The following is a 21191-nucleotide window of genomic DNA, read 5'->3' as shown; positions in this document are numbered from 1 at the left end:
GGTTCGGTGCATGAGAGCGCTCTCGGACCTGAGAGTGTCCTACTGAGTACGAACAGTCAAGAGTTCACAAACCCAGGTGCGCGAGGACGGCGAGAACCCGGCGGTGACCGGAGTCGGTCGGGGGCAGGTCGAGCTTGAGGAAGACGTTGCCGACGTGCTTGTGGACGGCACCTTCGGAGATCACCAGCTTCTCCGCGATCGCCGTGTTGCCGAGTCCCTCCGCCATCAGCGCGAGTACCTCGCGTTCGCGGGGCGTCAGCCGGTCCAGCGGGCTGCTCCGCTTGACCATCAACTGGCTGACCACCTCGGGGTCGAGCACAGTCCCTCCGGCAGCCACCCGGCGTACGGCCTCGAGGAACTCGTCGACCCGGGACACGCGGTCCTTCAACAGGTAACCGACGCCTTCGCTACCGGCGGCGAGGAGTTCGGCCGCGTAGATCTCCTCGACGTACTGCGAGAACACCAGCACCGGCAGCCCGGGCCGGACCCGGCGTGCCTCGATCGCGGCGCGGAGGCCCTCGTCGGTGAAGGTCGGCGGGAGGCGTACGTCGACGATCGCGATCTCGGGATCGTGCTCGCTCATGACCTTGGCGAACTCGTCGGCGTCGCCGGCCACCGCGACGACGTCGAAGCCGGAGTTGCCGAGCAGCAGACCGAGGCCCTCGGCCAGGATCGGGTTGTCCTCGAGGATCACTACCCGCACGGAAGGCTCACCTCGACGGTGGTCGGCCCGCCGATCGGGCTCTGCAGCTCCAAGTGACCGTCGATCGCCTGCACCCGGTGGAGCATGCCATGCAGCCCGCTCCCCCGGCCCAGCAGGTCGGACTGCTCGTTGATCCGCGCTCCGCCGATCCCGTCGTCGGTGATCGCGAGGTACAGCTCAGGACCGCGCCGCTCCATCCGTACGTCGACGTGCCCGGCCGCGGAGTGCTTGGTGATGTTGGTGAGCGACTCGGCGACGACGAAGTACGCGGCGGCCTCGACCGCGGCCGGGACGTCGCCGAGGTCGCCGAGCCGCAGGTCCACCGGCAGTGGGCAGCGAGCGCAGAGTGCGGAGACCGCGCCGGCCAGACCGCGGTCGGCGAGGATCGGTGGGTACATGGTCCGCAGTACGCCGCGTAGCTCGTTCATGGCCTGCTCTGCGCCGTCACGAGCGTCATCCAACAGCTTGGCGGCCTTCTCCGGGTCGTCTGCCATGGTCTGCTTGGCGATACCGATCCGCATGGCCAGTGACACCAGCTGTGCCTGAGTACCGTCGTGCAGGTCGCGCTCGATCCGGCGTAGCTCTGCACCATGCGAGTCCACCGCACCGGCACGGCTCTTGGTGAGCTCCTCGACCCGCTGCGCGAGCCTCGAGGTCTCCAGCTGCGATTCGGTCGGTGCAAGCAGGCTGAGCGCCGCCCTGGCGTGGCCGCGGGCCAGTGCGGGGCCGACCCGCCCCAGGAACCACAGACTCACCCCTACCTGCAGCGGACCGAGTGTCAGCGCCTCGAACCAGCTGTCGACGTCGAGGCCCATCAGGCTGAAGTTGCCCGGGGCGAGCCACCAGAGCAGCATGCTGAGAATCGCACTCGGCACACCGATCACGGAGATGACCGCGACCAGCAGCTCGGGGATCATCACCAGCGGCATCAGCAGGCACCGCAGACTGCGCCTGAACGACTTGTCCCGGAACAGTGTCGCGACGTCGCCGGGCGCGCGGGGCAATGCCGGCGGCAGCGGCGGCGCTTGTGGCACACCGAGGTACCTCGCGGCGCGGTACCGCTCGCTGTTGGCCAGTTTGACCAGACCGGCCGTGACGCCCGGGATGACCCAGCCGAGTAGCAGGCTGATCGGCAGTGCGGCCAGCAACACGACCGCCTTCAGGTACCGGATCACCAGATACCCAGCGGCTGGGCCACCCCGGGACAGAATCTTCGTCAGCATGCGTCCATCGTGCGGCATCGCGAGTGCCGCAGTCGGTACAGCAGGCTCTACCTTTCAGGCTCTAGCAGTCTGGTACACCTGGGAGCTTGGCGTTCGGGTCGTCGATGTAGATGTTGGTCATTAGCCGCCCTGGTCGCGGAGCTTGGACCACCAGTTGTTCGTGGTGCCTTCGGCGGTGACCGGGTCTCCCTGCACCTGACAGGTGACGAAGACCTGAGTCGGGCCGGGCAGCCAGTGTTTGAGTGAATGCTTTCCCGTCACCGTTTGAAGACAATGCTGCCACGCAGTGCAATCAGTCGCGGGTGCGTCAGTACGGCGGGATTGGCGCGCGGATCCTCGTCGTACGCGACCATGTCGGCGGGATCACCCGGCTGGAGGTTGCTCGGGGCACCGAGCCACTCGCGGGCACCCCACGAGCCCGCGCTCAGTGCCTCCTCCCCGGACATGCCGATCGTGGTCAGGGCCTGGATCTCCTGCGCCACCAGGCCGTGGCCGAGGACACCGCCGGCGTCGGTCCCGGCGTACACCGGTACGCCGGCCTCGTAGGCGTCCCGGAGCCGCTCGAGGCGGCGGTCGTACAGGTCGCGCATGTGGGCTGCGTAGACCGGGAACTTGGCGACGGCCTGGTCGGCGTACTGCGGGAAGTTCTCCAGCTGGATGAGCGTCGGGACCACCGCGACACCGTGCTCGGCCATCCGGTCGAGCATGTCCGGCAGCAGACCGGTGCCGTGCTCGATGCAGTCGATGCCGGCGGCAAGCAGATCCGGGAGGGCGTGCTCGCCGAAGACGTGGGCGGTGACGCGCGCGCCGAGCTCGTGGGCGCGGGCGATCGCCGCGTTCAGTGCCTCGGCCGGCCAGCAGGAGGTGAGGTCGCCGGCGTCCCGGTCGATCCAGTCGCCGACCAGCTTGACCCAGCCGTCACCACGGCGCGCCTCCTGTTCGACGTACGCGACCAGTTCGTCCGGCTCGATCTCCCAGCCGTAGTTGCGGATGTACCGCTTCGAGCGGGCGATGTGCCGGCCGGCCCGGATGATCTTCGGCAGGTCCGCACGGTCGTCGATCCAGCGGGTGTCCGACGCCACGCCCGCGTCCCGGACCAGCAGAGCACCGGCATCCCGGTCGGTGATCGCCTGCTGCTCTTGGGTCGCCTCGTCGACGGCGCCGTGCTGGTCGAGGCCGATGTGACAGTGCGCGTCGACCAGGCCGGGCAGGATCCAGCCGCCGGTGTGCACGGTGCTGACATCGGCAGCGGTGGGCCGGTCGACGACCAGCCCACCGCTGAGATGGATCTCCTGCTGCTCACCGGCCGGCAACACCGTGCCGACCAGCCTGAGTACGCCGGGTTCGGTCATACCGCCGACCGTATCCGGCTTCGGCCACGCAGGTCAGCCACTGCTGACGTGAGCCGTTCCTCACATCAGCCGCTGCTCGCGTCAGCCGTGTGAGCCGCCGCCCGGGGTGCAGGTCGGCGTCGTCGGGTCGTTGCCTCCGGCGCACGGCGTACCGGACGGGGTGTTCGACGGGGTGCCGGTCGGCGTGTCCGTCGGAGTCGGCGTGGGGGTCGGCGTCGGCGTGGGGGTCGGCGTCTTGGTGGGGGTCTTGGTCGGAGTCTTCGTCGGCGTCTGCGTCGGCCGGGTCGGCTTGTGCGTCGGGGTGTCGATCGGATCCGGCTGCGTCACCTCGCCGACCGGCGTCGACGGCTGCACCGTCGGTGTCGGCGTCGCCCCGGTCGTCGGCGTGGTCTCGTCCGGGATGTCCGGGACCTCGCGCGGGTCGACCTTCCGCTCGGCGTTGCCGGTCGACTTGGGCATCGACAGGCCGCCCTTCTCGTTCGGCACCAGCACCGCGTTCTTGCTGTAGACCCGCATCCACTTCAGCACGGTGGCGACGAAGTCCTTGGAGTGCTGGTACCGCAGCAGGGAGGCGACCAGGTCGCGCGGCTGCTTCAGGTCGTCGCCCTCGGAGCACAGCACCACGGCGACCGTGGTGACGGCGTCGTACACGTTGTTCGGGTTGCGGTAGCCGTCGCCGTTGCCGTCGGCCCCGAACTCGTCCCACACCTGCGGGATGATCTGCATCGGCCCGACCGCGCGGTCCCAGGTCAGGTCACCGTCGTACTTGCCCTTGTCGGAGTCGGTGATCCGGCCGTTGCCGCGGCGGCCGTTCAGCACCGGGCCGAGGATCTTGCCGCGGGTGGTGCCGGCCACGTCGACCCGGCCGCCGCTGGCGTGGTCGGACTCGACCTTGCCGATCCCGGCCAGCAACGGCCAGGTGAGCCCGCAGTTCGGCCGGACGACGGCGAGGTTCGCGGTGGCGCGGCGGTAGGCGGGGAACACCCCGCGGGGGATGCCGTTGATCGCATTCGGCCGACCGGGCCGGACGACGGAGCGTCCGTCGGTCGCTCCCTGCACGGGCACGTCGGCGCGGGCGGGCTTGTCGGATCCGAGCCGGCCGTCCACCCCGGGACGCTGCGGCACGATCATCGTCAGTTCGTCGAACTCACCGCTGTTCAGTCCGGCCCCAGGCGATGGGGCGACCGGGCTGTCCGCCGCGAGGTTGCCGGAGGCACCGGCTCCGCCCGAGGCGACTGTCACGATGGCCCCGACCAGGAGCGGGGCTGTGCACAGTGAAGCGATGATGATTTTGACCCGACGGTTACCACTACGGGTTAGGCGCATAGTCCCCTCAACGATCTATACGCCAGAAAGTTACATCAAGACGACGCAAAGTTACCTGACCCGCCAACACGCCTGCAAACCGGCACCGGACAGGCGTTCCGTGAGCGTGAACGGGCGCCGCGGAAGGGCGCGAACCGCCAGGTAATCTGCCCAGTTACCCGGGGCCGAAACCCAACTGACCCGGCTCGCTCACCGGCTCAGCCGGCGAGGGCGCAGCCTGCCCGGCTCAGCCGGCCGGTGTGGACGATGGGGACGGGTCCGAGCCCGGCGCCGGGGTGGCGCACGGATCCGGCGTCGGTGTGGCGGTCGGGGTCACGGTCGGCGTCGGAGTCGGGGTGCAGGTCGGGTCCGGTGTGGGAGTCGGAGTTTCCGTCGGCGTCGGAGTGGGCGTTTCCGTCGGCGTCGGGGTTGGCGTTTCCGTCGGCGTCGGAGTCGGCGTGCTGGTCGGCGGCGTGGACGGCGGGGTCGTCGGCGGTGTCGTTGGTGGCGTGGTCGGCGTCGTCGTCGGCGGCTTCGTCGTCGTGGTGGTCGTCGTCGGCGGGGTGGCCGGCCTGATGGTGGTCGTCCTGCTCGGCGGCGGGGTCGTCGTGTGCGCGGTGGTCGGCACGACTGTCGGCGTCGTGGTCGGCGTCGGCGTGGTCGTCGTACCGGTCCGGGTGGGGTCGTACGTCGTATCGACGTTTCCGTCGTCGGTCGGCGTGGTGATCTCGCCCTGGGTGTCCGGGATCGTCACCGTCTGCTTGCTGTACGACTGCATCCACCGCAGCACGGTCGACACATAGTCCATGGAGTGGTTGTAGCGCAGCACCGCCAGCACCAAGCCCTGCGGGTCGGCCAGGTTCGCGCCGCCGGCACAGAGGTAGTCACCGGCCGCCCGAGCCGCGTCGAACACGTTGTGCGGGTCCTTGACCCCGTCACCGTTGCCGTCCGCGCCGAACGTCTTCCACGTCCCCGGGATGAACTGCATCGGCCCGACCGCACGGTCCCAGCTGGTGTTGCCGTCGTACACACCCTGGTCGGTGTCCGCGATCGCGGCCATCCCCGGGCCGCCGTCCAGCACCGGACCGAGGATCTTGCCGCGGGTGGTCCCGTTCGGCTCGACCTTGCCGCCGCTGGCGTGCGCGGACTCGACCTTGCCGATGCCGGCCAGCAGCGGCCAGGTCAGGTGGCAGCCGGGCGTCGTCAGCGCGAGATCGTTCGCAGCCTTCTGGTACGCCGCCAGCACCGTGCCCGGGATGCCCGAGGTGTCGCCGGTGATGCCGGGAATCGGCTGCACCGTGCCATCCGTCGTACCCGTGACAGGTACCTGGATCGTCGACTTCTCCTGCGTCGGCAGGCTGCCGTCGGCACCCGGCTGCTTCGGGACGTTGTTGGCCAGGTCGTCGAAGACCGCGTCCTGGCGCGGTGCGGACAGCGCGTGCGCGTCGACGATGAACGTGTTCGAGGTGACGCCACCGACGACGAACACGGCGACCATCGCGGTAGGCGGAGCCAAGCACGCACACGTCGCGGACAACTTCCCCCGCCACGTGTCCAGGTTCTTGAACTGGTGCCTCATCGAACCGTCCTCGGCGCATTCCGCAGTGGTGTAACTCTCGGGCGTAGGCACGATCTTAGCCGTCACAGGGTCGTGGACAACCGGTAACGGTGCGCCACTTCATGCAGTAACCGGGTACCCGAGGGCAGTTCCGCCCGACGTCACCGAGAGTTCATCCCCCGGTTTTCACCGTACGCCGACGATGCCCGGACCGGACTAGCCAACCGGATGACAGTTCTGACATCCGGCCGCCGTACGCCGGTCCGATCGGTTCCCGTGGGAAGGTTCGCCCGATCGGGCACCGGCGTACCACTGGCTACTTGTCGCCGCCCAGCATCTTCTTCAGGTCGTCGGGCAGCTCGAAGTCCCCACCGTTCTGACCGCCGCCGAACGCGGCCGGCAGCTGACCTGGCTGCGGTACCTGCGGCTGGGGGCTGCCCTGGTTCGCCCGCTTGGCCGGGTTGCCCGAGCCGCGCTTCTTGCCCTTCTTCGCCTGCTGCTTCGCCTTCCGCGCGCCGCCCGCACCCGCACCGGGCATGCCAGGCATCCCGGGCATGCCAGGGATGCCCTTGCCGGAGGCCATCGCGGCCATCATCTTCCGCGCCTCGAAGAACCGCTCGACCAGACCGCTCACGGTCGCGACCTCGGTGCCGGAACCCTTCGCGATCCGGGCCCGGCGGGAGCCGTTGATGATGTTCGGATCGGTCCGCTCGGCCGGCGTCATCGAGTGGATGACCGCCTCGATCCGGTCGATCTCGCGCTCGTCGAAGTTCTCCAGCTGGTCCTTGAACTGGTTCGCGCCGGGCAGCATGCCAAAGATCTTGGTCAGCGGGCCCATCTTGCGCACCGACTGCATCTGGGCGAGGAAGTCGTCCAGGGTGAAGTCCTTGCCGCCCCGCTTCTGCAGCTTTGCCGCCGTCTTGGCGGCCTCCTCGGCGTCGAAGGTCTGCTCGGCCTTCTCGATCAGGCTCATCACGTCGCCCATGCCGAGGATGCGCGAAGCCATCCGGTCGGGGTGGAAGACGTCGAAGTCCTCGAGCTTCTCGCCGTTGCTGGCGAACATCACCTGGCGGCCGGTGACCTGTGCGATCGACAGCGCGGCACCACCACGGGCGTCACCGTCGAGCTTGGTCAGCACGACGCCGTCGAAACCGACACCGTCTTCGAAGGCCCGTGCCGTCGTCACCGCGTCCTGGCCGATCATCGCGTCGACGACGAACAGCACCTCGTCCGGCTGCACCGCGTCGCGGATGTCCGCGGCCTGCTTCATCATGTCCTCGTCGATGCCCAGCCGGCCGGCCGTGTCGACGATCACCACGCTGTGCTGCTTGTCGCGCGCCTCGTTCATCGCCTTGCGGGCGACCTCGACCGGGTCGCCGACGCCGTTGCCCGGCTCGGGCGCGAACACCGGTACGCCGGCCCGCTCGCCGACCACCTGGAGCTGCGTGACCGCGTTCGGCCGCTGGAGGTCGGCGGCGACCAGCATCGGCGTCTGATGCTGGGTCTCCTTCAGCCACTTGGCCAGCTTCCCGGCCAGGGTGGTCTTACCGGCACCCTGCAGACCGGCGAGCATGATCACCGTCGGAGGCCGCTTGGCCATTCGCAGCTCACGGGTCTCGCCGCCGAGGATGTTGACCAGTTCCTCGTTGACGATCTTGATGACCTGCTGCGCCGGGTTCAGCCCGCCGCGCACCTCGGCGCCACTGGCCCGCTCGCGGACCGCCGCGATGAACTCCCGCACCACCGGCAACGCGACATCCGCCTCCAGCAACGCGATCCGGATCTCCCGGGTGGTCGCATCGATGTCGGCATCAGTCAGCTTGCCCTTGCCCCGCAAATTCTTGAAGGCGGTCGAGAGCCGATCGGAAAGCGTGTCGAACACGAGAAACAGTCCGTTTCCTCGAAGCAATGAACCCCCCGAGTCTACCGGCCCCCCAACCTGTGGATAACTCCGGCGGCGCCGACCGTTTCCTCGCTAGCGTTGCGACCAGCAGACCCCAGCGAGGAACAGGCCCGATCTGATGGACATCGCAGAGTTCAACTCCGCCTTCGCCGACGCCAGACACCGGCAGCGCACCGAGTCCGACTTCGACGTCGCCGCAGCGCAGCACGAGCTGCGCACCCTCGTCTCCGACGAGCCGGACGGCGAGGACCGCGCCTGGGCGCTGCGCCTGATCGACAAACTCGCCGAGCCGCTTCCACCACCCCGGCAGTGGAGCGCCCTGTACCACGAGGCCGGCGCAATCCACGCCGGCACCTATCGCACCGGCGACTCCGTGGAGGAGCGCATCGCAGCGATCCAGGAGGCACGGCGACGGATCTGGGCGATCGCCGACCGCGCCCCCAGGGACGAAGCTCCACACATCAGAGCGATGACCCGAGTCCTGGACCACATCGAGGCAGAGCTGCGCGAGCCGTCGTTCACCCAGGACGACACCACCCGGCAAGGCGACTGATCCATGGACTCCGGTGACCAACTGGTCCCCCGGGAGTCCGCCGTCTACCGGGAGTTCGTTCGCCTCTACCGAGTCGCCCGGAGGATCCGGCCGACGAGTGTCGACCGGTGGAATGGTGCGCTCTACGCGACCTCCAGCGGCGTGTGGGGCAGCGCCAGCCCGACCACTGGAGCCATTCGCCTGTCAGCACAGCACGTCCTGCCTTACCTCACCGGCCGTACCTCACACACTCACCCGGGCGAACAGGCGGAGGCATTGGCGACAGTTCTGCACGAGGCCACCCACACTGGGATGAATCTGAAGGCGCAATCGGAACCGAACGCCGTCTACAGCGAACACTCCGCGGGTCTGACAGAGGGCGTTGCCGAATTGCGCGTTATGGCGGACTTCGATGCCTTCGCCGACTTGGCGGGCTACCAAGAACTCGTGCTGCCCAGGCCCCAGTACCCGGGAGCGCATGCGGCGTCCGACCGGCTGCTCGATCAAGCGGCTGGTCTGAACGTCAACCGGAAGGCGCTGCTGAACCGGCTGATCGCCGGCCCGGCCGTCATGCACTTCGATGCGCTGGCCGATGGCGTTGTCCGAAACCGCCTTTGGGACGTCGTTCCACACCACCCGACCCATCAGCACACCGTTCGGGCGGCTCTGATTCAGCCGATGATTCATCTGGCGTGGCCCAAGCTGCCGGATCATTCCGCGCCACTGGGTGCCCGCATCGCTGACGAGATCCGGTCCGACCTGAATGCGAAGGTCGACGAGATTCGGCGGCACTATCGGCTCGGTGGGGCGGGGCCGTTCGGCGATGATCTGCGGGTGCGTGGGATCGCTGAGGTCCGCGCAGAGCCTGCGCAGGTCGACACCTTGCGGTTCTTGTCTGCGCAGGCGCCGGCCACCGGTGCCGTCGCCCAACGACCACGGCTTGGGCAGGGTGCTCGTCGTACGGGTGCTGGGTCGGGACCCGTCGTACGGGCGCCTACAGCCAGCCGGCCTCCGAGCCTCGAGACCTGACCAGCAGAGGAGAACGATGGATCGTCAGAGCTTTGACGAACAGTTCAGGGCGCGGCAGTGGCTGCTCATCGATCAGGTGATGGATGCGGTCTTCGAGGCGCAGGAGGACGTGTTCGGGTTGATCTCCGAGCTGCCGGCCGAGGACGACCGGCGGGCGGCGATGGAGATGGTCGAGCAAGCGGATCTGGCAGCTCGCTAACGAGGCCGGTGACGAAGGGGAGCTCCATCCGAGGGATGAGCCGCGGCCTGGAGGCCACGGAGAGGGACCTGGAGTACGGCGGACTCCCCTGGAGTGACGACTTTGCCGACGACACCGACCGACAGTCCGGGAGCGGCTCGACCACAAGCTGTGGAGGACCACACGGACCAATGGCAGTGATTGACAGGCCGGGGATGTCCCGAAAGGATCTAACCGGTGAATGATCGGCTATCGGTTAGGAGAGGTTTGTGGGGAAGCGGCGGGTGGTGGTGGATGGGCCTTCTAACTTGGGGTTGCGGGCTCCGGTGGAGGGGGCTGTGCCGGGGTGTTACAAGTTGGCGGGGGCGGTCCGGGATCTGGGGTTTTTGGGGCGGATCGGGGCTGCGGATGCGGGGTGTGTGACGCCGCCTCGGTATGACCGGGCGGGGTGGAAGCCGGGGGATGGAGTGTTCAATGCGGTGGGGATGGCGTCGTACACGGTCAAGTTGGCGGATCGGGTGGGGCGGTTGCTCGACGAGGACAAGTTCGTGGTGTTGCTGGGTGGGGAGTGCAGCAACCTGCTCGGCCCGGCGTTGGCGTTGAAGCGGCGGGGGCGGTACGGCGTCGTCTATCTCGACGGCCACTCGGACTTCCGGACCGTCGACAACTCGCCGTACGTCGGGGCCGCGGGAGGCGAAGCGCTCGCACTGGTGACCGGGCGTGGGCAGGCGGATCTCACCGATCTCGAACAACTGCGCCCGTACGTCAAGGACACGGATGCCGCGCTGCTCGGGATCCGGGAGGACGACGAGTACGTCGGGGATGTCGAGAAGGCTGGGATTCCGGTGTGGCCGGCTCGTACCATCGCAGCGGATCCAGCACAGGCGGCGGCGCAGACACTCGAGCACCTGGAGCGGGATGAGCTCGACGGGTTCTGGGTGCATCTGGATGTGGACATTCTCGACGCCGAGGTGATGCCGGCGGTCGACAGTCCCGACCCCGGCGGCATCGACCACGCCCAACTTCGAGCACTGCTCCAGCCCTTGCTGGCGTCGGCGAAATGCGCCGGGATCGACATCGGCATCTTCGACCCCGATCTGGATCCCGACGGTGTTTACGCAGCCGAGCTCACCGACACGCTCGTCGCGTCGTTCAGCTGAACCGGGGATCCCAGACCAGGTCTTGCCCGTGGGGCGAGGCACTCCCGAGGACCCGGAGCTCGCCGCCGGGCCAGGTCTGGACGTCGACGCGGTACTCCCAGCCGTCCGTCCCGCGGCCGTGGGAGATCGTGTGGTGCGGCTCGAGGCGGAGATGGGCCAATGGGCTGGAGCCGGTCGCCTGCGCACCGAGCTCGTCCAGTCGGTCCTCCACTGCTGTCCGGTCGGTCCGGCGCAGGTACTGCCACATGATCGAGTGCCACACGACGGTGACGTGCCCCTCCGACAGCTCCAGGCCCTGCAGGAACGAGACGGCGTCCTCCCGCCGGATGTCAGCCGGCACCTGCCGAGCGATCGCCAGCGCACCACGCAACCGCTCCAGCCGCTCCGGCATGTCCGGCCAGACGTACGACGTCAACGTGAGCGCGCCGTCCGCCGACAGCGGGTTCACCGGCGCGATGTCGCATCCCACCCGCTCTGCGATCCGCAGCTCGACAGCCGGCACCGGCCCCGTCCACGCCGGATCGAACACCACCGGACTGTCCGTAGGTCCGTACGACGTCCCGTCGGCGACGTACCGGTAGTGATCGGCCCGCAGGTTCAACCCACCGCTCGCACCGATCTCGAACAGCCGCACCGGCAGCGGCAGCGCATCGACCAGGTGCAACAGGCCGCCGTACAGCGAGGCGGCCCGGCCTACCTCGTTCGTCTGCGGCGGCTGGGTCAGCAGCGATCGGATCTCGCCCGACCGCGACTGCAGCACCTGCTCGAACGCTTCCCACCCGAGCACGGGATCCCACGACCCGCCCATGCTCGGGTAGAACGCCGCGAGCTCGGGCGCCGAACCGGACAGCACCAGCCCGTGCACAGCAGCCAGCAGCCGCAGTCCGATCGCGTCACCGAACGAACGGTCCTCATAGCCGGCCAGGACCTCGACTGACGAGCCACCGAGCTCGTAGTCGTCCACGATCAGCCGAAGCAGTTCGGCGTACATCGGGGACCCTAGGTCCTCGCAGGCGATCGCTTGGCGCTGGAAGGCTGCTACGACATCCACGTAGCTGAGACTAGAAGGTCAGACGATCGAGGACCGACTTTGCCGTCGTGCGCGCGTCCTCCTCCTCGAGCGGCGAGCCATAGCGATCCGTGAGGTAGAAAACGTCTACACACTCGGCACCCAGCGTGCTGACGTGTGCAGAGCGGATGTCAGCACCCGTGGACGCTATAGCCGCCGTGACGTCGTAGAGCAGCCCCGGACGGTCGTGTGCGCGCACCTGCAGCACAGTGGCTGTCTCCGATGCTCCAGGCAACAGGTCCACCCGGCTGGCGACCCGCTGCTTGACGGCGGACGAGTCACGAGCGGCCAAGCGGCGTACGAGATCGGTGTCGTCCCGCAGTGCCACCGCGAGCCGGTCACGCAACCGCACCGGGTCAGGCGGCGATCCAGCGACCGTCCACTGCGAGATCCCGAGCCCTTCAACGGACGTGATGACGGCAGACCGCACTGCGAGCCGCTCGACCGCCAGTACGGCGGCAACAGTCGACAGCGTGCCCACTTGGTCGGGTACGGCGACGTTGACCCGGAGGTCACCGTGATGGTCGGTCACCGTCAGGCCCAGTCGCCCTACGCCGACCACCTGGTGCAACACGGGCACCGGAATAGGCGGAGCCTCCGTCCACATGCCCTCCCCTCCCCCGGACAGCTCACCGCGCACCCGCCGGCACAACTCACCGACCAGCCGGATCCGCCACGGCGACGACGCCGCAGGACCCGCGGCCCGGGCGTCGGCGTACGTGAGCGCCTCCAGAAGATCCAGCGTCTCCGTGTCGCGCACGATGCCCACGACGAGGTCGACAGTCATCGGGTCATCGAGATCCCGACGGGTGGCGACCTGGGCGAGCATCAGGTGCTGCCGAACCAGCAAGGCGATCGTGTCCCCGTCCGCCTCGGCGAAACCGAGGCGCTGAGCCACCTTCCGGGCGATGACCGCACCGGTGACACTGTGGTCGCCGTCGACAGCCTTGCCGAGGTCATGCAGCAGTGCGGCGACGAGCAGCAGGTCAGGCCGCCGTACGTCGCGCACCATCTTCGAAGCCTCGACACACGTCTCCAGCAGATGCCGGTCGACAGTGAAGCGGTGGACCGCCGACTGCGGCGGCCGGAACCGCACTGAGTCCCACTCCGGCAGAATCCGCGTGATGTAGCCGGCCTGGTCCAAGGCCTCCCACACTTCGAGCAGTCCGCTGCCAGCACCCAGCAGGGCGCACAGCAACCGCCGCGCCTCCCCCGGCCAGGGCTCGGGCAGGTCAGCAGCCGAAGAAGCCAACCGTGCACACACCGCAGGCGACAGGACGAGCTCGCGATCGGCGGCGACAGCAGCAGCCCGCACACCCAGTACGGCGTCCCGCTCCGGCCGCGCATCCGGCATCAACACGACTTCGCCCTCGTGCTGACCGACTCCGTCATCGAGTGCCAGCAGCAACGGCCCACCAGACCGCTGCCGGCGCCTGGCGGACCGTGGCGGCTTGGTCATCAGGCTCTCGACGCGCCGCCAGGACACATCGCACACGTGCGCCAGCGTCCGGCCGGTCGAGTACACGTGCCGCAGCAGTTCGTCCCGTCCGGACAGACCGAGCCCGGACGCGACCTCACCGGTCAGGTCGGCGACCAGTCTGTCGGTCGAGCGCCCCGCGACCGTGTGCAGCTCGTCCCGGATGTTCAGCAGGTCCAGTCGGGCCCGCTCCACCACCGGATGCGGTACGTCCACCAACCACGAGGCAACCAACGCCCGCAGTACGACGGCATCCCGCAGACCGCCGTACGCCTCCTTGAGGTCGGGCTCGGCGAGGTGCGCGAGCTCACCGACCGTCGAGGCGCGGTCCCGGCAGGCCTGAGCCAACCCAGGCAGGCGAGAGCGCGCCGTACGCCGCCAGTCCGCCATCAGCACGGACCGCAGCTGCAGCGTGAGATGTGAGTCCCCCGCGACGTGCCGTGCGTCCAGCAGACCGAGAGCGACCCGTACGTCGTCGGCGGCCGCCTGCCGGGCCTCCGCGATCGTCCGGACACTGTGGTCCAGCTTGGTCCGCGAGTCCCACAGCGGATACCAGATCTGTGCGGCCAGCTCGTCCACCCGTGGGTACCCCTCGACGTGCACGAGCATCACGTCGAGATCGCTGTACGGCGACAGCTCCTCCCGGCCATAGCCGCCAACTGCGACCAGCGCGACGCCCTCGGTAGGTACACCGAGGGCGTCGCAGGCCTTGGAGAGGAGCAGGTACAGCAGCGCGTCGGCCTCCTCGGCCCGGGCGCGCCGCTGTGCTGCCCGATCGATCATCTAGAGCGCGTCTCCGTCGAGCTCGCCGGTCCGCACCCGAACGATGGTCTCCACCGGCGTGACCCAGACCTTGCCGTCGCCGATCTTGCCGGTCTGCGCGGCCTTGACGATCACGTCCACCACGTCCGTGGAGTCACCGTCCTCGACGACCACCTCGAGCCGGACCTTCGGGACCAGGTCCACCTCGTACTCGGCGCCGCGGTAGACCTCGGTGTGGCCCTTCTGCCGGCCGTAGCCGCTCGCCTCGGTGACCGTCATCCCGGTGACGCCGAACGTCTCCAGGGCGGCCCGGACGTCCTCCAGCTTGTGCGGCTTGACCACCGCGGTGATCAGCTTCATGCGTTGGCACCTTCCTTCTCGGAAGTCTCGGTGGTCCCATTGTCCGTTCCGGCCGTGGCCGCCGCCGGGCGGGTCGACAGTCCGCCGCGCAGACCAGCCGCACTCAGGAAGTCGTACGCCGTCTCGGCGTGCTCGACCTGGTCGACACCGGTGACCTCGTCGTCCTCCGTGACCCGGAAGCCGATCGTCTTGTCGATGATCTTGCCGAGGATGAAGGCGACCGTGAACGAGTAGACACCGACCACCAGGTTGGCCAGCGCCTGCTTACCCAACTGGGAGGCGCCCCCTCCGTAGAACAGACCGTTCACGGCTGACGGGGCCGCCGCCGTACCGAGGAAGCCGATTGCCAGCGAACCGAACAGACCGCCGACCAGGTGCACGCCGACCACGTCGAGGGAGTCGTCGAAGCCGAACTTGTACTTCAGCGACACCGCGAAGGCGCAGACCGCACCGGCCAGCAGGCCGAGGATGATCGCACCGACCGGGGTGACCGCACCACAGGACGGGGTGATCGCGACCAGACCGGCGATCGCACCGGACGCCATACCGAGCGTGGTTGCCTTGCCATGCCGGATCCGCTCGATGATCAGCCAGCCGATCACCGCGGCAGCGGTGGCGGCCTGGGTGTTCACGAAGGTGACCGCGGCGGTGGTGCCGGCGCTGAGCGCGGAGCCGGCGTTGAAGCCGAACCAGCCGAACCACAGCAGACCGGCGCCGAGGATGACCAGCGGCAGGCTGTGCGGCCGCATCGGGTCCTTCTTCCAGCCGATCCGCTTGCCGAGCACGATGGCCAGCGCGAGCGCGGCGGCACCGGCGTTCACGTGCACCGCCGTACCACCGGCGAAGTCGACCGCCTTCAGCTTGTCGCCGATCCAGCCGCCGTCGCCGTCCTGCAGGAACCAGACCGAGTGTGCGACCGGGAAGTACACCAGCGTCGTCCAGCCCACCACGAACGCGATCCAGCCACGGAAGGTGGCGCGGTCGGCGATGGCACCCGAGATCAGTGCCGGTGTGATGATCGCGAACATCAGCTGGAACGCGACGAAGGCGAGCGTCGGAGTCGACCCGCTCACCGCGTCGGGCGACATCAGGCCCTTCAGCCCGACCTCGGAGAAGTCACCGACCACGTGCCCGGTGTCCCCGGCGAACGTCAGCGAGTAGCCGACGACCACCCACAAGATGGTGACGACGGCGATGGTGATGAAACTCATCATCATCATGTTCAGCACGCTCTTCATGCGCACCATGCCGCCGTAGAAGAAAGCCAGGCCCGGTGTCATCAGCATCACCAGGGCGGCACTGGCCAAGACCCAGGCGGTATCGCCGGCGTTGATCTCCATCAACGTCATCCCTTCCATCGATCCAGGGGGTGGCCGGCGTCCTCAATCGGGAGAACTCCACAACGCCGGGGAGCCCGCGCTCGGCCACACCGCAAACGGTGTCGGCGCGCCGTTTCAGCCGATCGGTCCGTTTGTTTCAGGCATGTGACAAAGCGGGCTCCCAGGTGACATCGAGGTGACGGCGCCGATATCAGGCGCGTAAGGGCAAGGTGTGGCACTCTGGCCTGGACCACACGGGACAGCAGCCGCGCCACTGCCCCCGTCCGAGCCTGGGGCGAGAGATGGAGACCAATCAAGAGGTGACGCCGCGTCGCGGCCGGCCGAGAGATCCGGACGCCGAGCCGAGGATCCGCCAGTTCGCCGTAGAACTGCTGCTGAAGCGGGGATTCGACGGGATGACCGTCGATGACGTCGCCGAAGCGGCAGGTGTCGGCAAGGCGACCATCTACCGGCGCTGGGCCAGCAAGGAACAACTCGCCAACGACGCGATGGCGGAACTGTTCGATCTGGAGATCCCGGACGCCGACACCGGCTCGCTGGCCGGTGATCTGCTCGAGGTCTACCGCTACGCGTTGTTGTTCGTGAACAGTGAAAGGGGGCTTGCACTGATCCGCCTCGCAGTATCGGAGGCGAACCGCGATGAGCGGTCCGCGACGATCTACCGCGATGTCCTGGAGCGCCGGATCGCGCTGACCAGGACCGCGCTGGAGCGCGCCCGGACCCGGGGTGAACCGGTCCGGACGTCCGCGGACCCGGTACTGATGGTCGAGTGGCTCGCCGGAGTGTTCATCATCCGCACCTTGACCGGACAGGCAATGCCGCTACCGGAGGAGGCGGACCGCCTGGTCGAGGTGACCATGCGGGCGATCATGAAGGACGGTTCAGGGTCGGACGCCTGGTCCGATCGCCAAACCGTCCACAGCGAGTTCGGTGACTCGCCGCACTCTGCCTGAGTACAGGTCCCAGGCCAAGACCCAGCCTTGGACCTCCAGCAGCGGAGTGTTGTCGTCGTACCAGCCCAGCACCGAGCAGCAGCCAGGCTCACGGACAGCCTGCCGGTCGGCCGGACCGATCCCTGTTGTCGGCGGTGCGGCGCCGGGCTCCCCCAGCACGAGCAGACGGCTGGGGAGCGTTCGCAGGGTGGAAATCGCCGCGACGACCTGAGGCTGAGAGACCCTCGTCGGCACTTGGGGAAGGTCGTCGGCGACGAAAAGCCGGGCAGCCGCGTTGTCCGACGAGAAAGTCTGACCCACCCACCGCCGGACCGGCAGCGCGAGTGCACTGTCCATCATCCACTGGCCGCTGACCAGATAGCGCATCACCGCCCCGGCATCCAGCCGGAAGGGCGCGGTGACGTCCTCCGGGTCGCTGGTCCCACTGATCTTCACCAGTGCTCCCTCGCCGAATCCGCCCTCGCCGACGAGCACGCGATAGGCCACACCGGGTCCACTGACGAGAACACGCTGGGCATCTCCCAGCCAGGACACACTCCGGAGGTCTTCGGTCGGTACGTCGTAGTGGGTGACCTCGGCCGTCGACGCGTCGACGGTGACCAACTCGCCCGGCTGCGGGAAGGCAGCCATGTGCCCGTCGGGAGACACGGTTCCAGGGCTCAACGGCGAGCCGTTGGCGATCGCAACCAACTGCACGTCTGCCAGTGACCACGAGGAATCCGAACCGAGCAGCAGCGGCTCGTAGCCACCACCGCGCTTCAGCAGCACCACAGCCGCGATCCGGTCGATCCGCTGGTCCGAGAGCGACCGCACCTTGTCCGGCAGTTGCAGGCGATCACCGAGCGGGGTCTCGAGCCGGTCGAGGAAACGCTCGCTGCCGGGCGGCGGGGCCATCCAGTAATCGATCCCGGCGATCTGTCCGGCCGGTGCGATGTCGTTGGGGTCGGTGGGCGGAGTGGTCGGCGGGACGAAGTCAGCCTTGTTGCCCGAGCTGGCTCCGACCCCGATCGCCGCGACGAGAGCGATGAGGACCACGACCACCAGTCCGACCAGGATGCTGCGGCGCCGCCGTCGCCGGGTGGCCACGCCCTCGGCCCAGGCCGCGTCGGCCAGGTCCGGCTCCGGCAGCCGATCCGCGGCCCGCTGGAGCAGCGGCCCAACGTCTTCCCGCCTCACCGCGACTCTCCCCTGCCGGCGTCCCGCCAGTCCCCCGCACCCATCGCCGTCCGGAACCGGCTGAAGGCCGTCATCCCGTGCCCGTGCACAGTCTGATGCGAGAGGCTCAGGAGGTCGGCCACCTCGTATTCGGTGAGCTCCTCGAGATGCAGCAGCACGAACACCGTGCGCTGGGCAGGGCTCAGCTCGCCCAGCGCGATCTTCACCGGGTCGTCTTCGTCCGGGAACGCCTTCGCCCGGTTCCACGGCTTCAGCACGGGCTGATAGAGCACCCGCTGGACGAAGGCGTCCGGATCGTCCACTTTCGTCCAGCGCAGCGACAGCCGGGTGAAGGCGCGCAGCAGCGCCTCCTCGGCTCGCTCCAGGTCGCCGTACACGAGGTACGCCGTACGGAGCCATCTGCCCTGCCGCGCATCGACATACGAGGCGAAGTCCGGGTCGACCGTGTCGCGCATCCACCCTCCCGCCTCTATTCAACCTCTCAACTACTGCGCGCTGCTACCGCCAATCGCGTCTCTTCGGTGATCAGGTCGAAGTTGATCCCGGCGCCCGTCATCAGGCCGGCGGCCGCGGACGACATCACCTGAGCCATCGGATCGGTCACGTTGCCGGCCGCGAAGACACCAGGCACGTCGGTCGCGCCCCGCGCGTCGACCGGTACGACAGTGCCGATCACGATGCCGTTGGTCTCCCGGACGACCGTCTCCAGACCCAGGTCGGCCAGGAAGTCCGCCCGTGCGCGCATGGTGGTCTGAATCGCCAGTGCCTGCCGCGGGATGACCTTGCCGCCTTCGAGCCGGACTCCGGTGAGCTTGCCGTTCTCCACCTCGACCTGCTCGACCTTTCCCTGGACTACGGAGATCCCGCGGGCCGCGAGCTCCTCCCACTGGTCGTCGGTCAACTCGGGAGCCGTGTGCAGGAACAGCGTGACGTCGTCACTCAGCTGCCGGAACAGCTGCACCTGATGCAGCGCCATCGCACTGGTCGCCAGTACGCCGATGGCCTGGTCTCGCACCTCCCAGCCGTGACAGTACGGGCAGTGCAGCACGTCCTTCCCCCACCGGTCGGCCAGCCCGGGTACGTCGGGCAGCACGTCTGCCAGTCCAGTCGTCACCAGCAATCGCCGGCCCTGGTACGCCGTACCGTCAGCGAGCTCGACCGTGAAACCACCGGAGTCCCGCAGGGCCGTGGTCACGGTGCCTTTGACGATCTCCCCGCCGTACCCGGCGACCTCCTGGCGACCGAGCGCGTACAGCTCACCCGGTGGCACACCATCGCGGGTCAGGAAGTTGTGGACGCCCTCCGCGGGCGCATTGCGCGGCGTACCGTCGTCCACCACCAGCACCGAGCGCCGCGACCGGGCCAGCGCCGTCGCTCCACTCAGCCCGGCGGCTCCCCCGCCAATCACGATCACGTCGTACTTCGTCATGTCCGGTTCCTCTCTGTTGCTCCGAGGATTCGTGATGATTCTCGTTTCTGACAACTTTGTTTGCCACAATGGCAACATGGAAACGTTCGACGAGGTTCTCGAAGGGGTCGGCCCACGCTTGCGCACACTGCGCATCGAGCGCGGGACGACGCTGGCCCAGCTGTCCGAGTCGACCGGGATCTCGGTGAGCACACTGTCGCGGCTGGAGTCAGGTCAGCGGCGGCCGACGCTCGAGTTGCTGCTGCCACTGGCCCGCGCCCATCAGGTGCAGCTGGACGAACTGGTGGACGCACCGCCGACCGGCGATCCGCGGATCTACGCCAAGCCGATCAAGCGCCACGGCACCGTGCACATCCCGCTGACCAGGCGGCCGGGTGGTCTGCAGGCGTTCAAGCAGATCCTCCCGGAGGGCTACCCCGGCAACGACGTAGCGCAGAAGACACACGAGGGGTACGACTGGATCTATGTGCTGTCCGGACAGGTCCGCCTCAGGCTCGGCGACCAGGATTTCATCCTGAAGGAAGGCGAGGTGGCAGAGTTCGACACACGGGTGCCGCACTGGTTCGGAAACCCCGGTCCGGGAGCAACCGAGGTGCTGTGCCTGTACGGGCCGCAGGGCGAACGGATGCACGTCCGGGCCCGCACCCGCTAGCAAGTAGGCTGCGCCCGTCCGTGTGACTGAGGAGGAGCAGGTAGTGAGCATCGCGTTGTTCACCTTGGGCGGCACCATCGCCATGGCCGGTGGACACCGGCTGACCGGCGAAGACCTCGCCGCCGCAGTGCCCGGGCTGTCCGAGCTCGGCCGGCCGGTCGAGATCCAGGACATCGAGGCAGTGCCGAGTTCCAACCTGACCGCCGCGAAGATGCTCGAGGTCGTCGACGCCGCTTCGAAGGCCGTGGCCGCCGGCGCTGTCGGTGTCGTGGTCACTCAAGGCACCGACACCCTTGAGGAGACCGCCTTCCTGGTGGATCAGGTCTGGCCGCACCCACAGCCGTTCGTGCTCACCGGTGCGATGCGCAACCCCACTCTGGCCGGCCCTGACGGTCCGGCGAACCTCCTGGCGGCTCTCCGCGTCGCCTGCTCCCCCGCGGCCCGCGACCTCGGCGCATTGGTCGTGTTCAAGGAGGAGATCCACGCGGCCCGGTGGGTGCGCAAGACGCACAGCACGAGTACGGCGACCTTCGTGTCACCCAACGCCGGTCCGATCGGTCATGTGGTGGAGGACCGGGTTCGCGTCCTCACGCGCCCGCTGCGTCTTGACGGCGTACAGGGAAGTGCTGAGCCGACAGAGCTCGATGCGACCCGGGTGGCGCTCTACACCGTCACCATGGACGACGACGGGCTGCTGTTGCAGGGATTGGCGGACACTCACCAGGGTCTGGTGGTGGCCGGCTTCGGCGTCGGGCATGTCCCGGCCGCACTCGCGCCCGTACTGGGAGAGCTCGCCGCGCGGATGCCGGTGGTCCTGACGTCGCGGACCGGCGCCGGCTCGATCGCGCGCAACACCTATCGGTCGGTCGGGTCGGAGTCGGATCTGCTGCAGCGCGGCCTGATCGACGGCGGGTTCCTCGATCCGTACAAGGCCCGAGTCCTACTTCGGTTGCTCTTGGCAACAGATGACGACATCGAGCCGGCGTTCGCGCAGTACGCCTGATACTTGGCACCGGACAGATCCCAGGGG

The 21191-nt window shown here is 68.4% G+C and carries 21 protein-coding genes; 6 read left to right on the top strand and 15 right to left on the bottom strand.

Translation table 11 applies throughout. The annotated features are described in order from the left end of the window. Positions 1 to 64: 64 nt before the first annotated feature. The 7 genes from AB0E63_RS13555 to ffh all read right to left on the bottom strand — a co-directional run bounded on the left by AB0E63_RS13555 (position 65) and on the right by ffh (position 8023). Positions 65 to 703, bottom strand: coding sequence for a response regulator transcription factor (locus AB0E63_RS13555; RefSeq protein WP_360365084.1), 639 nt, complete (start codon positions 701 to 703; stop codon positions 65 to 67). Further along, positions 694 to 1926, bottom strand: a complete 1233-nt coding sequence (locus tag AB0E63_RS13550) for a histidine kinase (protein WP_360365082.1) — start codon at positions 1924 to 1926, stop codon at positions 694 to 696. Before AB0E63_RS13550 ends, AB0E63_RS13555 begins: the two co-directional genes overlap by 10 nt. Positions 1927 to 2046: 120 nt before the next feature. After that, positions 2047 to 2187: a hypothetical protein gene (locus tag AB0E63_RS13545; protein ID WP_360365080.1), complete on the bottom strand. Its 141-nt coding sequence runs from the start codon at positions 2185 to 2187 to the stop codon at positions 2047 to 2049. After that, complete coding sequence (locus tag AB0E63_RS13540; RefSeq protein ID WP_360365078.1) at positions 2184 to 3278, bottom strand: amidohydrolase family protein; 1095 nt, start codon at positions 3276 to 3278, stop codon at positions 2184 to 2186. Before AB0E63_RS13540 ends, AB0E63_RS13545 begins: the two co-directional genes overlap by 4 nt. Positions 3279 to 3359: 81 nt before the next feature. Then, complete coding sequence (locus AB0E63_RS13535) at positions 3360 to 4520, bottom strand: lytic transglycosylase domain-containing protein (RefSeq protein WP_360365076.1); 1161 nt, start codon at positions 4518 to 4520, stop codon at positions 3360 to 3362. A 310-nt stretch (positions 4521 to 4830) separates the two neighbouring features. Further along, the gene (locus AB0E63_RS13530; protein ID WP_360365074.1) at positions 4831 to 6162 is read right to left on the bottom strand and encodes a lytic transglycosylase domain-containing protein; all 1332 of its coding nucleotides are present in this window, start codon (positions 6160 to 6162) and stop codon (positions 4831 to 4833) included. A gap of 295 nt (positions 6163 to 6457) precedes the next feature. After that, positions 6458 to 8023 (bottom strand): signal recognition particle protein, encoded by a 1566-nt coding sequence (gene ffh, locus AB0E63_RS13525; RefSeq protein WP_360365072.1) that lies wholly within the window; start codon positions 8021 to 8023, stop codon positions 6458 to 6460. A 139-nt stretch (positions 8024 to 8162) separates the two neighbouring features. Between ffh and AB0E63_RS13520 the strand changes: the two genes are divergently transcribed. Then, complete coding sequence (locus tag AB0E63_RS13520) at positions 8163 to 8597, top strand: hypothetical protein (RefSeq protein ID WP_360365070.1); 435 nt, start codon at positions 8163 to 8165, stop codon at positions 8595 to 8597. Between the two features lie 222 nt (positions 8598 to 8819). On the opposite strand, the gene AB0E63_RS13515 is transcribed toward AB0E63_RS13520, so the two are convergent. Beyond that, positions 8820 to 9506: a hypothetical protein gene (locus AB0E63_RS13515; RefSeq protein ID WP_360365068.1), complete on the bottom strand. Its 687-nt coding sequence runs from the start codon at positions 9504 to 9506 to the stop codon at positions 8820 to 8822. Positions 9507 to 9621: 115 nt separating this feature from the next. Between AB0E63_RS13515 and AB0E63_RS13510 the strand changes: the two genes are divergently transcribed. Continuing rightward, entirely contained in the window at positions 9622 to 9804 is a 183-nt protein-coding gene (locus AB0E63_RS13510) for a hypothetical protein (protein ID WP_360365066.1), read from the top strand. A 446-nt stretch (positions 9805 to 10250) separates the two neighbouring features. Then, on the top strand, positions 10251 to 10943 hold the full coding sequence (locus AB0E63_RS13505; RefSeq protein WP_360365064.1) for an arginase family protein: 693 nt from the start codon (positions 10251 to 10253) through the stop codon (positions 10941 to 10943). Here AB0E63_RS13505 and AB0E63_RS13500 read toward each other — a convergent pair. The 4 genes from AB0E63_RS13500 to AB0E63_RS13485 are packed head-to-tail and all read right to left on the bottom strand — an operon-like array spanning position 10936 to position 15951. Continuing rightward, positions 10936 to 11994, bottom strand: a complete 1059-nt coding sequence (locus tag AB0E63_RS13500) for a DUF2332 domain-containing protein (RefSeq protein ID WP_360365062.1) — start codon at positions 11992 to 11994, stop codon at positions 10936 to 10938. The genes AB0E63_RS13505 and AB0E63_RS13500 overlap by 8 nt on opposite strands. Positions 11995 to 12004: 10 nt before the next feature. Further along, a complete protein-coding gene (locus AB0E63_RS13495; protein WP_360365060.1) occupies positions 12005 to 14272 on the bottom strand; it encodes a [protein-PII] uridylyltransferase in 2268 nt (755 codons plus the stop codon). Next, positions 14273 to 14611: a P-II family nitrogen regulator gene (locus tag AB0E63_RS13490; protein ID WP_360365058.1), complete on the bottom strand. Its 339-nt coding sequence runs from the start codon at positions 14609 to 14611 to the stop codon at positions 14273 to 14275. After that, on the bottom strand, positions 14608 to 15951 hold the full coding sequence (locus AB0E63_RS13485) for an ammonium transporter (RefSeq protein ID WP_360365056.1): 1344 nt from the start codon (positions 15949 to 15951) through the stop codon (positions 14608 to 14610). Before AB0E63_RS13485 ends, AB0E63_RS13490 begins: the two co-directional genes overlap by 4 nt. Before the next feature lie 281 nt (positions 15952 to 16232). On the opposite strand from AB0E63_RS13485, the gene AB0E63_RS13480 reads away from it, so the two are divergent. Then, complete coding sequence (locus AB0E63_RS13480; RefSeq protein ID WP_360365054.1) at positions 16233 to 16904, top strand: TetR/AcrR family transcriptional regulator; 672 nt, start codon at positions 16233 to 16235, stop codon at positions 16902 to 16904. On the opposite strand, the gene AB0E63_RS13475 is transcribed toward AB0E63_RS13480, so the two are convergent. From AB0E63_RS13475 to AB0E63_RS13465, 3 genes are read right to left on the bottom strand one after another with little or no spacing between them, the layout of a single operon-like run. Further along, a complete protein-coding gene (locus tag AB0E63_RS13475) occupies positions 16833 to 18080 on the bottom strand; it encodes a hypothetical protein (RefSeq protein ID WP_360365052.1) in 1248 nt (415 codons plus the stop codon). The two genes, AB0E63_RS13480 and AB0E63_RS13475, sit on opposite strands and share 72 nt — an antisense overlap. Next, positions 18077 to 18535 (bottom strand): sigma factor-like helix-turn-helix DNA-binding protein, encoded by a 459-nt coding sequence (locus AB0E63_RS13470; protein WP_360365050.1) that lies wholly within the window; start codon positions 18533 to 18535, stop codon positions 18077 to 18079. Before AB0E63_RS13470 ends, AB0E63_RS13475 begins: the two co-directional genes overlap by 4 nt. Before the next feature lie 26 nt (positions 18536 to 18561). Beyond that, entirely contained in the window at positions 18562 to 19509 is a 948-nt protein-coding gene (locus tag AB0E63_RS13465; protein WP_360365048.1) for an NAD(P)/FAD-dependent oxidoreductase, read from the bottom strand. A 76-nt stretch (positions 19510 to 19585) separates the two neighbouring features. On the opposite strand from AB0E63_RS13465, the gene AB0E63_RS13460 reads away from it, so the two are divergent. Continuing rightward, positions 19586 to 20161 carry a helix-turn-helix transcriptional regulator gene (locus tag AB0E63_RS13460; protein WP_360365046.1) on the top strand — a complete coding sequence of 192 codons (576 nt, stop codon included), beginning with the start codon at positions 19586 to 19588 and terminating at the stop codon, positions 20159 to 20161. 43 nt (positions 20162 to 20204) lie between these two features. Further along, the gene (locus AB0E63_RS13455) at positions 20205 to 21164 is read left to right on the top strand and encodes an asparaginase (RefSeq protein ID WP_360365044.1); all 960 of its coding nucleotides are present in this window, start codon (positions 20205 to 20207) and stop codon (positions 21162 to 21164) included. Positions 21165 to 21191 lie beyond the last annotated feature (27 nt).

The organism is Kribbella sp. NPDC026596, assembly GCF_040638415.1.
Classification (GTDB): domain Bacteria; phylum Actinomycetota; class Actinomycetes; order Propionibacteriales; family Kribbellaceae; genus Kribbella.
Note: the sequence above shows the minus strand (reverse complement) of the source record. Positions and strands in the feature narration are given on the sequence as shown.

What these genes read in the sequence shown, in the direction of transcription:
- AB0E63_RS13550 (WP_360365082.1), bottom strand. Translation starts at nt 1,926, where the DNA reads ATGCTGACGAAGATTCTGTCCCGGGGTGGCCCAGCCGCTGGGTATCTG.
- AB0E63_RS13520 (WP_360365070.1), top strand. Translation starts at nt 8,163, where the DNA reads ATGGACATCGCAGAGTTCAACTCCGCCTTCGCCGACGCCAGACACCGG.
- AB0E63_RS13540 (WP_360365078.1), bottom strand. Translation starts at nt 3,278, where the DNA reads ATGACCGAACCCGGCGTACTCAGGCTGGTCGGCACGGTGTTGCCGGCC.
- AB0E63_RS13495 (WP_360365060.1), bottom strand. Translation starts at nt 14,272, where the DNA reads ATGATCGATCGGGCAGCACAGCGGCGCGCCCGGGCCGAGGAGGCCGAC.
- AB0E63_RS13470 (WP_360365050.1), bottom strand. Translation starts at nt 18,535, where the DNA reads ATGCGCGACACGGTCGACCCGGACTTCGCCTCGTATGTCGATGCGCGG.
- AB0E63_RS13460 (WP_360365046.1), top strand. Translation starts at nt 19,586, where the DNA reads ATGGAAACGTTCGACGAGGTTCTCGAAGGGGTCGGCCCACGCTTGCGC.
- AB0E63_RS13480 (WP_360365054.1), top strand. Translation starts at nt 16,233, where the DNA reads ATGGAGACCAATCAAGAGGTGACGCCGCGTCGCGGCCGGCCGAGAGAT.
- AB0E63_RS13510 (WP_360365066.1), top strand. Translation starts at nt 9,622, where the DNA reads ATGGATCGTCAGAGCTTTGACGAACAGTTCAGGGCGCGGCAGTGGCTG.
- AB0E63_RS13490 (WP_360365058.1), bottom strand. Translation starts at nt 14,611, where the DNA reads ATGAAGCTGATCACCGCGGTGGTCAAGCCGCACAAGCTGGAGGACGTC.
- AB0E63_RS13530 (WP_360365074.1), bottom strand. Translation starts at nt 6,162, where the DNA reads ATGAGGCACCAGTTCAAGAACCTGGACACGTGGCGGGGGAAGTTGTCC.
- AB0E63_RS13485 (WP_360365056.1), bottom strand. Translation starts at nt 15,951, where the DNA reads ATGGAGATCAACGCCGGCGATACCGCCTGGGTCTTGGCCAGTGCCGCC.
- AB0E63_RS13465 (WP_360365048.1), bottom strand. Translation starts at nt 19,509, where the DNA reads ATGACGAAGTACGACGTGATCGTGATTGGCGGGGGAGCCGCCGGGCTG.